The 12,461-nt window shown below is 32.9% G+C and carries 9 protein-coding genes; 4 read left to right on the forward strand and 5 right to left on the reverse strand.

What is annotated here, in order from left to right; all coding sequences use genetic code 11:
• The first annotated feature begins 166 nt into the window (after positions 1–166).
• Positions 167–2,425 (forward strand): excinuclease ABC subunit UvrA, encoded by a 2,259-nt coding sequence (locus M4L39_RS08315; protein ID WP_277581583.1) that lies wholly within the window; start codon positions 167–169, stop codon positions 2,423–2,425.
• 140 nt (positions 2,426–2,565) lie between these two features.
• Here the strand turns inward: M4L39_RS08315 and M4L39_RS08320 are convergent, their stop codons facing one another.
• On the reverse strand, positions 2,566–3,027 hold the full coding sequence (locus M4L39_RS08320) for a DUF420 domain-containing protein (RefSeq protein ID WP_277581584.1): 462 nt from the start codon (positions 3,025–3,027) through the stop codon (positions 2,566–2,568).
• 24 nt (positions 3,028–3,051) lie between these two features.
• Positions 3,052–3,963 carry a heme o synthase gene (gene cyoE / locus M4L39_RS08325; protein ID WP_277581585.1) on the reverse strand — a complete coding sequence of 304 codons (912 nt, stop codon included), beginning with the start codon at positions 3,961–3,963 and terminating at the stop codon, positions 3,052–3,054.
• A gap of 284 nt (positions 3,964–4,247) precedes the next feature.
• Here cyoE and M4L39_RS08330 point away from each other — a divergent pair, with 284 nt between their 5' ends.
• On the forward strand, positions 4,248–5,156 hold the full coding sequence (locus M4L39_RS08330; protein ID WP_277581586.1) for a COX15/CtaA family protein: 909 nt from the start codon (positions 4,248–4,250) through the stop codon (positions 5,154–5,156).
• 411 nt (positions 5,157–5,567) lie between these two features.
• Here the strand turns inward: M4L39_RS08330 and M4L39_RS08335 are convergent, their stop codons facing one another.
• The 3 genes from M4L39_RS08335 to M4L39_RS08345 all read right to left on the reverse strand — a co-directional run bounded on the left by M4L39_RS08335 (position 5,568) and on the right by M4L39_RS08345 (position 11,307).
• The gene (locus M4L39_RS08335) at positions 5,568–9,023 is read right to left on the reverse strand and encodes a pyruvate carboxylase (RefSeq protein WP_277581587.1); all 3,456 of its coding nucleotides are present in this window, start codon (positions 9,021–9,023) and stop codon (positions 5,568–5,570) included.
• 404 nt (positions 9,024–9,427) lie between these two features.
• Entirely contained in the window at positions 9,428–10,663 is a 1,236-nt protein-coding gene (gene ftsW, locus M4L39_RS08340; protein ID WP_277581588.1) for a cell division peptidoglycan polymerase FtsW, read from the reverse strand.
• Positions 10,664–11,049: 386 nt separating this feature from the next.
• Positions 11,050–11,307, reverse strand: coding sequence for a YlaN family protein (locus M4L39_RS08345; protein ID WP_277581589.1), 258 nt, complete (start codon positions 11,305–11,307; stop codon positions 11,050–11,052).
• Positions 11,308–11,650: 343 nt separating this feature from the next.
• Between M4L39_RS08345 and M4L39_RS08350 the strand changes: the two genes are divergently transcribed.
• Both M4L39_RS08350 and M4L39_RS08355 read left to right on the forward strand, forming a co-directional pair.
• Positions 11,651–12,133 (forward strand): hypothetical protein, encoded by a 483-nt coding sequence (locus M4L39_RS08350; RefSeq protein ID WP_277581590.1) that lies wholly within the window; start codon positions 11,651–11,653, stop codon positions 12,131–12,133.
• A 2-nt stretch (positions 12,134–12,135) separates the two neighbouring features.
• Complete coding sequence (locus tag M4L39_RS08355) at positions 12,136–12,309, forward strand: DUF2197 domain-containing protein (RefSeq protein ID WP_277581591.1); 174 nt, start codon at positions 12,136–12,138, stop codon at positions 12,307–12,309.
• The last annotated feature ends 152 nt before the right edge of the window (positions 12,310–12,461 follow it).

The raw sequence follows: 12,461 nt of genomic DNA on the forward strand, positions 1-12,461 counted from the left end.
ACTTTCATTTATTGTACATGTTTCATTATGTCACAAGCAAGGTATGACGTTGTAAATTCTTTGTTAAGATTAGCACACGCCATTCAAAATACACATTTTACGATTCAACAAGATAAGTGATACCTCATCCCTTTTTGGGTATAGTTATAATTGAGAGGTGAAAGTCATGACAACAATTCGTATTCACGGCGCAAAACAAAATAATTTAAAAGATATTTCTGTAGATATACCAAAGCATAAAATAACTGTTTTTACTGGTCGCTCTGGTTCTGGAAAATCTTCATTAGTATTTAACACAATTGCTGCCGAGTCGGAACGTCTTTTAAACGAGACATATTCTACGTATATACAACATCAATTAACTCAATATTCAAAACCAAAAGTAGATTTGATCGAACACTTACCAGTTGCAATGATTATCAACCAAAAACGACTGGGTGGCAATTCGCGTTCTACAGTAGGTACGATATCTGATATATATGCTTCAGTGAGATTATTATGGTCTCGAATCGGAGAACCTTTTGTAGGTTACTCTGATATATTTTCATTTAACAATCCTAGAGGAATGTGTGATACATGCTCAGGCCTCGGCTATGTGGAAGACATAGATTTAAATGAGCTATTAGATTTTAATAAATCTTTAAATGAAGATGCGATACGTTTCCCTTCTTTTAGACCGGACAGTTGGAGAGGAAAGCGTTATTTATATACAGGTTTATTTGATAATGATAAAAAATTGAAAGATTATACACAGGAAGAACTTGATACATTACTGTACACAAAGCCTACTAAACTAAAAAACCCACCTGATAATTGGCCTAAGACAGCCAAGTTCGAAGGTTTAATTCATCGCTTTAGACGTTCTTTTTTACTTAATGATAATTTTGAAAAAAATAAATTTAGAGAAGCCATAGATCGTGTCGTGACTTCCAAAGAATGTCCAAAATGTCATGGAAAAAGATTACACCCAGATATTTTAAAATGCAAAATTAATGGCTTTGACATCGCAGATTTCACACAATTATCCATTGATGAAGCGTTAGATTTTATTAAAAACATTCATTCAGATAAAGCGCGTGTCATTATTGAGCCACTACAACAACAATTAAAATCTTTAAGTTATATTGGCCTAAATTACTTAACTTTATCTAGAGAAACTACCACGCTTTCAGGTGGTGAATCACAACGCATTAAATTAATAAGACATCTTAATAGCCCTTTAAGTGATTTAGTATACATTATAGATGAACCTAGTGTTGGTTTGCATCCTGATGACATACAACGCATAAATGAAATCATACAATCTTTAAAAGACAAAGGTAATACTGTATTGGTCGTTGAACATGACCCTGATGTTATACGTATTGCTGACCACGTTATAGATTTAGGTCCACTTGCTGGAAAAAATGGTGGTGAAATTACATTTACCGGGTCTTATAATGCTTTATTAAAATCAACTACGAGTACAGGCGTTGCCTTGCGTAGAATGCATAACCTTAAATCACAACCTAGGGAAAGCCAAGATTTTATTAAACTTTCTAATATATCTCGTAATAATTTAAAAAACATTTCAACTCAAATACCTGAACAGGCTATGACTGTAGTGACTGGTGTTGCAGGTTCTGGCAAAAGCTCTTTAATTCATGAAGGGTTAGGTCAGTTACAAGACACGATTTTTATTGATCAAAAACCTGTACATGCTTCAAGTCGTTCTAACCTGCTCACTTACTTAAATATATTTGATGAAGTACGAAGCTATTTTAGTGAAGAAACAGGATTAAAAAAATCTATGTTTAGTTATAATTCTGAAGGTGCCTGTCCAGAGTGTCATGGTAAGGGCATTTTAAAAACCGAACTTGCATTTATGCCAGATTTCACTCAAACATGTGATGTTTGTAATGGGCTAAGATATAAACCAGAAGTTCTCGAGGCTAAAATAGCAGGTTATTCAATCGCAGATATTCTTGCATTAACAGTAGATGAAGCAATCGAATTTTTTCATTCAAAACAAAATATTTCAATACCTTTGAACGCTTTAAAATCCACAGGGCTAAATTATATGACTTTAGGCCAAACGTTAAATACATTGTCAGGTGGAGAAGTGCAACGTGTAAAATTAAGTAAATATTTAACACGCACTGTAAACAACCACACTTTTGTCTTCGATGAACCTACAACCGGATTACATGAAGATGACATACCTATTTTATTAGACTGTTTTAATCAACTCATTGATGACAGCAACACAGTAGTAGTTATAGAGCATAATTTAACGATGATGACTCATGCCGACTGGATTATTGATATAGGGCCTTATGCTGGTGGACAAGGCGGACAATTACTATATGAAGGACAACCAAAAGGTTTATTAGATACTAAAGATTCTGTAACAGCAAAACATTTAACAAGATATTTGAATGATTAGAATGAATCTTTAGTATTATTGTTTATTAACTATATCACTGTAACTAAAAAATGGTAAGCAATCAAAATTTGATTGCTTACCATTTTTATTATATGCCGAAAATCTTTTCGTAAAATGACTAACAGTAAGTTAAGTATTAGTTACAAACCAAACGTTGCTTTGATTAGCGATGTAGTTTCTCCACCAGGATAAATTACATAAAGTAAGGCGTAAACTGCTACACCAGTGATTGCAGTGAAGAACCATACAATTGATGCAATTGGACCGACAAATCTATGCACTTTAAATTTCTCTTTAAAGGCCGTGATGATTTGTGATACACCTAAAATTGCGCCAATTGTTGCTAAGTTGATATGGAATACTAAGAATATAGTGTAATAAATTTTCATTGAATCTGGACCGCCGAAAGCAGTATTACCAACGAAAATCGTTCTCGAAGCATAAATGATGAAGAATGCGAGTGCAAAAAATGCCGCACTAAGCATTACTTTTTTATGACTTTCAATTTCTCTTTTCCAAATTTTGCGCCAACCTATTGCAACTAAGATAGCACTAATAATAATAAAACTTGTACTTAAAGTAGGTAAAATTGGTAAATTCATATAATACATCCTCATTATTAATTATTAGAACATTTGAATTAATGACACGACGACAACGAGCACAAAGAATACTACTAAATAATTCAATGAATAAACAAACATTTTTGTTGCCCATTTCGTTTGATCTAAATCTTTCTTAAAGCTTGTTAACCACATGTATACCCAACCTAAATTCAACAATGTTGCTATCACAATAAACGTTGTGCCTAAAGTGCTAAGTAAGAATGGTAGTGGTAATAAGAAAACAAGCCATATAAACATGCTCACTCTCGTACGGCTAAACCCTTTAACGGATGGTAGCATTGGGATATTTGCTAATGAATATTCATCTTTACGCTTAATTGCTAACGCATAAAAATGAACCGGTTGCCAACAGAATACTACTAAGAATAGTGCTACTGCTACCAAACTAAGGTTTCCTTCGATTGCAGTCCAACCAATTAATGGTGGCACTGCACCTGGAAAACTACCAATTACTGTATTCCAAACCGTATGACGTTTAGACCAAATAGAATAAAATGAAACATACCCAACGATTCCTATTAAGCCAATAACTCCCGAAGGTATGTTTAACGCAAATAGTAATGCCTCCCCTATAAGCATCATTCCAAAACTGAGAATCAATAAATTTCTATCTGAGATTCTCTCATTAACTGTTGGTCTCTGTTGTTTACTTGGCATGATACTGTCAATATCTTGATCATAGTAATTATTTAAAGCACATGCGCCCCCCATAATTAACGTAGAGCCCACCAACATCATTAAGATTTGTGGTATTGACGAGAGGAAGGAATGATTCGCCAACACAATTGCAAGCCATGAACCAGCAAATGCGGGAAGTAAGTTTCCTTGTACAAGCCCCATTTTGATGATTTGCTGTAACTCTTTAAAAGTTACACGACTAGAATTATGTGACAAAGTTTGTTCTTTGTTCATAATTTCCCTCCTATTTTTTTCATATAATACAATGATATATTAAATTTGTGTTATTGACTACATTTATGTAAAGTTATTTGTGACACTTTAACGACTTTCACAAATAGTCATTTTTGTGACACAATTTAATCTATATTTCTTGTTATAATGTTAGTTAAGATTTATTTAAATTTTATAAGTATGTCTTTTCGAGATTAATAATTACAATAATTACGACAAATGATGTTACAACTGAATGTAATTTAATGTCTCAAGAGTTTTACATATAAGTGGGGGGTTAATTCTTGTTTAGCAAAAAAAAACTGAAATGGTTATCTGTTTTAGCAACACTCATTATGGCTTTTGTTCAATTGGGTGGTGCCTTAGTTACCAAGACTGGTTCAGCAGATGGATGTGGCTCTGACTGGCCATTATGTCATGGTGCATTTTTACCTCAAAATTTACCAATTCAAACGTTGATTGAATTAAGTCACCGTGCAGTTTCAGGCTTATCATTACTTATTGTATTATGGTTAGCTATAGTTGCTTGGAAACATATTGGTCATATTAAAGAAGTAAAACCTTTAAGTATTATAAGTGTTGGGTTCTTAGTTATCCAAGCGCTTGTAGGTGCAGCAGCAGTAATTTGGCAACAAAATTCATACACATTGGCTTTACACTTTGGTATTTCATTGATTTCATTCTCATCAGTGTTTATCTTAACTTTAATTATTTTTGAAATTGATCGAAAATATGAAGCCGATGAACTATTTATCAGAAAGCCATTAAGAATTTATACATGGATTATGGCAATTGTTGTGTATTTGACTATATACACTGGTGCACTAGTAAGACACAAAGAAGCCAGCTTGGCATATGGTAAATGGCCATTGCCATTCGATGATATCATACCGCATAATGTGCAAGACTGGGTAAACTTTACACATAGAGGTATGGCTTTAATTGCTTTCATCTGGATATTACTTACATTTATCCACGCTGTAAAAAATTATAGCCATAATCGTACAATTCGATTTGGTTATACAGCTGCCTTTGTCTTAGTAGTTTTACAAGTTATTACAGGTGCTTTATCTATGATGACAAATGTTAATCTATTTATTGCTTTGTTACATGCGCTATTTATTACCATATTGTTTGGCTTAATAGCCTACTTTATAGTACTAATGCTACGAACGATTCGAAGTGGCGGTTAAATAATTTTTTAATAGTTAGTAAACAGAAAAAGAACATAGACAAACCAAATGCTGCAAGAGCATTTGGTTTTTTTATAGTTATTCTTTATTTGAAACAATCTTAGTTCATTAATTTCATTATCTAATCGTTTTTGGAAATAAAGAGACGCTCTTTTCATTAATTCAGTTATATATTCATTGTTATTTGTATTTTTCTTTATATAAGCCCAACTAACGAATAATGATAAATGATTGGTTATATTGTTTTGATTTAAAAATGGCAGCGCTTTGGTCTGATATCTACGAGACTGTGCCCGCGGAAAGCGCGCACTTAGAACCACACTGCGCTATTAAATTTCATTACAATATAAAACCGCCGTCAGATTCCTCTTTAAGAAAAACTGACGGCGGTTTATTTGTAACATAATTAGTTTAATCTACTGGTTCTTTTTCAATTTCAATTAATAAGTCACCTGTTTGGATTGCTTCTCCACTTTGAACTGTAACTTTCTTAACCACACCATCGAATGGTGATTGAATTGTTGTTTCCATTTTCATGGCTTCTGTAATTAATAAAGCTTGGCCACTCGTAACAGATTCTCCTTCTGAAATTTTCACTTCAGTAACTGAACCTGGCATCTGAGCACCGATATGATTTGGATTTAATTTATCCGCTTTTGGTTTCACACTTTCACTTGCCTTGACGTTTTCATCTTGAATAAAGATACGACGTGCTTGACCATTCATATCATAGAAAATTGTACGAATTCCTTTTTCGTCAGGTTCTGTAATTGTTTTAAGTGTAATAATCAGTCTCTTACCTGTATCAATTTCAATTTCTACAGTCTCGTTAGCTCTCATACCGAAGAAGAATGTTGGCGTATCTAATAATGACACATTGCCAAATTCTTCTCGTGTTGAGATAAACTGTTCATAAACTTTTGGATATAACACATAACTGATTATATCTTGTTCTGTAACTTCTCTTTCTTGTTTCTCTTCTAATTCTTTTCTTACCACCTCAAAATCTACAGGCTCTAAATATTCACCAGGTCTATCTGTTAAAGCTGTTTGACCTTTTAAGATGATTTTTTGCAATTGTTTATTAAAGCCACTTACTGGTTGGCCAATTTCCCCTTTAAAGAATGATACAACAGATTCAGGGAAGTCTAATTTATAACCATCATCAATGATAGATTGTTCATCTAAATCATTTTGTACCATGTATAAAGCCATGTCACCTACCACTTTAGAAGAAGGTGTTACTTTTACAATATCGCCAAATAAGAAATTGACACGTTTGTACATTTCTTTCACTTCATTAAATCTGTTGCCTAGACCTAAACTTTTAGCTTGTTGACTTAGGTTTGAGTATTGTCCACCTGGCATTTCATGTTGATAAATTTCAGTATTAGGTGATTTAATATCACTTTCAAAATCACTGTAATACTGACGCACTGTGCCCCAATAATGAGATAATTCTTCCATGCCATCAATATCCGCACGCACATTTCTACCAAAACCGTTTAATGCATAGTATAACGAATTTGAACTTGGTTGACTTGTTAAGCCACTCATTGACGCTACAGCAGTATCAATGACATCTACGCCAGCATCTATCGCTTGTTTGTAAACAAGTATACCATTGCCACTTGTATCATGTGTATGCAAATGAATAGGTAAATCTACCGCAGCTTTTAGTTCTCCAATTAACTCGTTCGCAGCTTTAGGTTTCAATAAGCCGGCCATGTCTTTAATTGCTAAAATGTGGAAGCCTTCTCTTTCAAGTTCTTTTGCCATATTCACATAGTATTCTAATGTATATAGGTCAGAGCGATTCGGATTCAAAATATCGCCTGTATAACAAATTGCACCTTCTGAAATTTTACCTGCTTCTTGTACTGCTTCGTTCGCTACTTTCATTTGATCTACCCAGTTTAATGAATCAAATATACGGAATACATCAATACCAGCATCTGCACTCTCTTTGACAAATTTTTTGATTACGTTGTCTGGATAGTTTTTATAACCAACTGCATTAGAAGCGCGTAGTAACATTTGGAATAGTACATTTGGGACAGCAGTTCTTAATCTTTCCAATCTTTCCCACGGATTTTCTTTTAAGAAGTTAAATGCGACATCGAAAGTTGCACCGCCCCACATTTCTAATGAAAAGCTATCTTTCATTACATCCGCAGTTTTAGAAGCGATGTTCATCATATCTTTCGTACGTACACGAGTAGCAAGTAAGGATTGATGTGCGTCTCTAAATGTTGTGTCTGTAATTAATACATCTTCTTGTTGTTTTAACCAATCTGCAACTGCTTTAGGCCCTTGTGCGTCTAATAGTTGCTTAGTACCTTCTAATTGATCAACTTCTTTTTTACCAATCTTGGGAATTGGAGATGCTTCATAAATCGGTTTTGGTCGTTTTTCGACATTCGGGAAACCATTAATTGAAACATTACCTATATATTCTAGTGTTTTTGTACCACGGTCAAGTGTTGGTGCTATATCAAAAAGTTCTGGCGTTTTTTCGATAAATTTCGTTGTATAATCGCCAGTTTTAAATTGTTCATGCCTCATCACATTAATCAAGAATGGCACGTTGGTTTTAACGCCACGTATTCTCATTTCTTGTAATGAACGATCCATTTTTTCATTTGCTTGTTTAAACGACATCGCATGAGTAGATAGTTTCACGAGTAATGAATCATAATAAGGTGAAATCTCAGCACCTTGGAAACCATCACCAGCGTCTAATCTAACCCCGAAGCCACCACTTGAACGATAAGCTATGATTCTACCTGTATCAGGCATGAAATCATTTGTAGGATCTTCAGTAGTGATACGACATTGTATAGCGTATCCTAACGTTTGAATATCTTCTTGTTTTGGCATACTAATTTCATCATCAAATAATACTTCTCCGTCTGCTACAAGTATTTGTGTTTTTACAATATCCACGCCTGTAATCATTTCAGTAATTGTGTGTTCAACTTGGACACGTGGGTTCACTTCTATGAAATAGAACTCATCGCCTGATACTAAGAATTCTACAGTACCTGCGTTAACGTACGCTATATTTTCCATGAGTTGGATTGCAGCATCAGAAATACGTTCTCTTAAATCATCAGACAGCGCAACAGAAGGCGCTACTTCCACTACTTTTTGATGACGTCGTTGTACAGAGCAATCACGTTCATATAAGTGTACGATATTCCCATGTTCATCACCGATAATTTGAACTTCTATATGTTTTGGATTATCGATATATTTTTCAATATATACTTCACTGTTACCGAATGATTTTTCAGCTTCAGACTTAGCACGGTGGAATGCGTCTTCTAATTCATCTTCTGCATGAACAATACGCATACCTTTACCGCCGCCACCACTTGTTGCTTTAATCATAAGTGGATAGCCTGCTTCGTTTGCAAAAGCTATAGCATCTTTTTGATTATCAATAGGTCCATCAGTACCTGGGATAACTGTTAAATCTGCTTTGATTGCTGTTGATCTTGCTTTAACTTTATCCCCAAACATGTCTAAATGCTCAACACGTGGCCCAATAAATTTGATGCCTTCTTCCTGACATCTGCGTGCAAATGTTTCATTTTCACTTAAAAAACCATAACCAGGATGAATTGCATCTACATCGGCACGTTTTGCCACTTCTAAAATGCGTTCAATATCTAAATATGATTCTGCAGGACCTAAATCTTCGCCTACTAAGTATGATTCATCTGCTTTATATCTATGTAAAGACCCTTTATCTTCATTTGAATAAATCGCAACTGTTTGTACATTTAACTCAGTTGCTGCTCTAAAAATCCTTATTGCTATTTCTCCACGATTGGCTACCATAAGTTTATTTATTTTTTTCACAACATGGTCCCCCTTAAAATTTGAATTTTCTAAAAAGTTTGATATAGAAACCATTATAGCAAAATGCGAACAATGTATACAAATAAAAGTTTGTGCGTTATTTTCAGAAACACTACTTAAACTGTTGAATTGCAATTGCTTATAGATAAAATTTTAACTGTAAATGATAGTCTCTAAACACTGTAGTATACGCGCATTTTCAAGAATTTATATCATAGCTATAGTATAATAAAAAATTATCAAAACCGATAACTTTTTATTATCATTAACTTTAAAAACACTAAGTTTTTCAAAATTAAGATGCCTAATTATAAAAATAAGCAAACGTTTTCAACATTTTACTGTTGTAACGTTTGCTTTTACAAATTACATTTTTTATATCATAACTACCATATTTAAATAACTTATGATCTTCTAGAGACTCCTATATTATTGTTAATTTTATTTGCTTTTTTCTTTCTTAATTCTTCGATTTTAATTTGTTTCGCTGTAATTAGCAATAATCCCATTGCGATACTTAAACTAATCATTGAAGAACCACCAAAACTTATGAATGGTAATGGCACACCTGTTAACGGTATTGTACCTGAAATACCACCTAAGTTAACAAACGTTTGACTACCGATATAACTTGCAATACCTACACAAACTAATTTGTAGAAATAAGAGTTGGTTTTATTTGCAAGTTCAAATGCTCTATAAACTATAAAGAATAGTAAGCAAATAACGACGATGCCACCTATCAAACCTAGTTCTTCTGCAATAATTGAAAAGATAAAATCAGTATGTGGTTCTGGTAAGTATCCTAATTTCATAATACTATTGCCTAATCCACGTCCAAACAGCCCACCATTTCCGATTGCAATCAAGGAGTTAGAAATATGATACCCAGTACCTTCTTCATTACTAAACGGATTTGTTAATGTGCTAAAACGGGCAGTCAAGTAGTCTGGAACTAATCCTAATAGTAGGAATAGCGAGCCTATGATAATGACACCGAACAAAATCATCAACCCATATTTAAGTGATTTTTGAACTCCAATTCCTGCATAGAATATGATTGAAAAGAAGATAATTAAGATTAATAGTGTTTGTCCTACATCTCTTTGTAAAAGCACAAGCGCTATACAAAGAGATGCCAAAATAATCGGTGATGCTAATAGTTTTGGTTCTTTAAAAACTTTTGGCCGTTTCTTTTCTATCATATAAGGTATATAAACAATTATTGCAATTTTCAATAGTTCCGAAGCTTGTAGATTCATAAAACCTAAATTGATCCAACTTTTTGAACCATTGATATTACTTCCTACAAGTAAAGTGGCCACAAGTAAACCAACTATTACCATCATCATCCATTTCTGAAATCTGATGGATTCAAGGAATTTGACATTCATAAAGAATGCCATAAAAAAGACAAGTATTAAACTCATGATTACATACATTAATTGTCTTGTATAAAAGTAGGTCCCAGTTACTGGAACGCCTCCTGTCAATGAACCTTTTGTAGCTGCAACCATACTTGCACTATATACCATTACCAAGCCTATTAGACATAATAATATATATGTAATTACTAACGGATAGTCTATATATTTGGCATTTCTACCAATATACCGAAAAAATTGTTTTATGTTATTCATTTGACATATCATCCAATTCTAATTATTAATATCATTTATCATTACCAGCTCAAATTCGTAACATTAAAACGATATTTATTGTTGTAAATCGCCTTAAGATATTGGGTCTGTTGCATAAAAAATAAATTACACTTTTAACATTATATCAAACATCACTATGGTATTTCGAACAAATATAACACTAAATTCCATTATTTTAATTATTAATTTCTTCATTTTCTATTTTAAAAAAAGAAAAATGGCTGCGATGCAATCAACAATATATTGATGTCCCAGCCACTCCGAAATATGTTATGTAGTTTTAAAGATACTACTTATACAAGTTGTGTGTATTTTCAAAGCTGATTGAAATCTTTCCAGCCCAAAAATTTATTTATTTAACCATATTAAACATTAGTAAATGCGTCATGCAATTTAGAAAGTTCTTTTTCTAATCGTAACATTAAATCTTTGCCCACTTCTCTATCGACTAAACCAAGTTCAACAGCAAAATCCACTTCTTTTTGCAATCCAAACATTTGAGTATCGAGTACTTCTTCATATAACGGGCATTGAGGTAACGTAAGATTATCCATTTGTACTTTTATAAGTTGGAGAATCCTATCAGCATCTTTATTCAACTGGTCATATGCCGCACTGTTCATTTTTTGATTTTTTACCAAGACATACTCCCCCCCTATCAATTGTAACTTTATATGTAGAAGTGTATCTTACTGATTCGTAAAAAGCAAGTGAATTCCTTAATATACTAAACCATGTTATTTGTGATAATATTAATATTAAAGAAATCTTTATTTCAGATATATTTATTTACAGAATCGTCAACTTGCTTGTAGCTGTTGTGAAAACGTTTTATTTCAACACAAATTTCATAGTACAATGCGTATACGAAATGTTCACTTACAAGTGAAGAAACGTTCACAAAAAATTCATTTTTACATATTTTTGTTATAAAGATATATAAGATATACCAATAGGAGTGGGATTATGATTCAAATTAAGGGCGCAGTCAAATTTCCAATAACGTTAGATAGTACAACGTGGATTTTTGATGATAGAAAAGTACAAATTGAAGATTTAGAAAAAGGTGTATTCGACGGGACAAAACCAATCAATTTTGACGATAACCGTGAATGGAATCGTGCAATTTTGGAAGGTCAAACCAATCCACCAACATTAAATTCTGAAATAAAATATAAAAGACGTGCAGTATTAGAACAATCATTTGTTATCAATATGACACCATTTTTCAAAAACGCTGAACCACATGATTCTGCTAAAGCCATCCGTTTATATAATGAAAATAATGCCATCGAAGTTCCAATTGATTTGTTACCTTACCTCTTTTTCCAATTCGCTAAAGACGGTAAAAGATTATATGATGACTATAGCGTAGATAGCTTTGTTTACGTTCCAAATGAAGGTTATTCTCACGAATTTGCATATGTTACTCATATTGAGGTGATCTAAGTATGAAAAAAGTTCAATGTATTATTTGTGATATGGAAGTATTTATCGATCAAAATACATTAGAAGCAAAAAGACTCAGAAATGATCCAATGCACACATTTATGTGTGATGAGTGTAAAAGTAGACTTGATACACCTAAACAACGTAATCAAGTAACAACTTTTAATCATCTTTAACATAAAGTTTTATATCACATCAATTTAATAAACTAATTTTATAATAGCTAATTGTTCAATAATTATGAGCCGTAACTAAAATGTTGCTCAAATTTTTAAATGATTAGCTATTTTTGTATGTTATAAAGCATTAAGTACAAATGCAGTTAATA

The sequence above is a fragment of the Staphylococcus equorum genome (genome assembly GCF_029531845.1).
Lineage (GTDB): Bacteria > Bacillota > Bacilli > Staphylococcales > Staphylococcaceae > Staphylococcus > Staphylococcus equorum_C.

Excerpts from the sequence above, each read along its gene's own strand:
- M4L39_RS08350 (WP_277581590.1), top strand. The coding sequence starts at position 11,651 with ATGATTCAAATTAAGGGCGCAGTCAAATTTCCAATAACGTTAGATAGT.
- M4L39_RS08320 (WP_277581584.1), bottom strand. The coding sequence starts at position 3,027 with ATGAATTTACCAATTTTACCTACTTTAAGTACAAGTTTTATTATTATT.
- M4L39_RS08345 (WP_277581589.1), bottom strand. The coding sequence starts at position 11,307 with ATGAACAGTGCGGCATATGACCAGTTGAATAAAGATGCTGATAGGATT.
- M4L39_RS08315 (WP_277581583.1), top strand. The coding sequence starts at position 167 with ATGACAACAATTCGTATTCACGGCGCAAAACAAAATAATTTAAAAGAT.
- cyoE (WP_277581585.1), bottom strand. The coding sequence starts at position 3,963 with ATGAACAAAGAACAAACTTTGTCACATAATTCTAGTCGTGTAACTTTT.
- M4L39_RS08355 (WP_277581591.1), top strand. The coding sequence starts at position 12,136 with ATGAAAAAAGTTCAATGTATTATTTGTGATATGGAAGTATTTATCGAT.
- ftsW (WP_277581588.1), bottom strand. The coding sequence starts at position 10,663 with ATGAATAACATAAAACAATTTTTTCGGTATATTGGTAGAAATGCCAAA.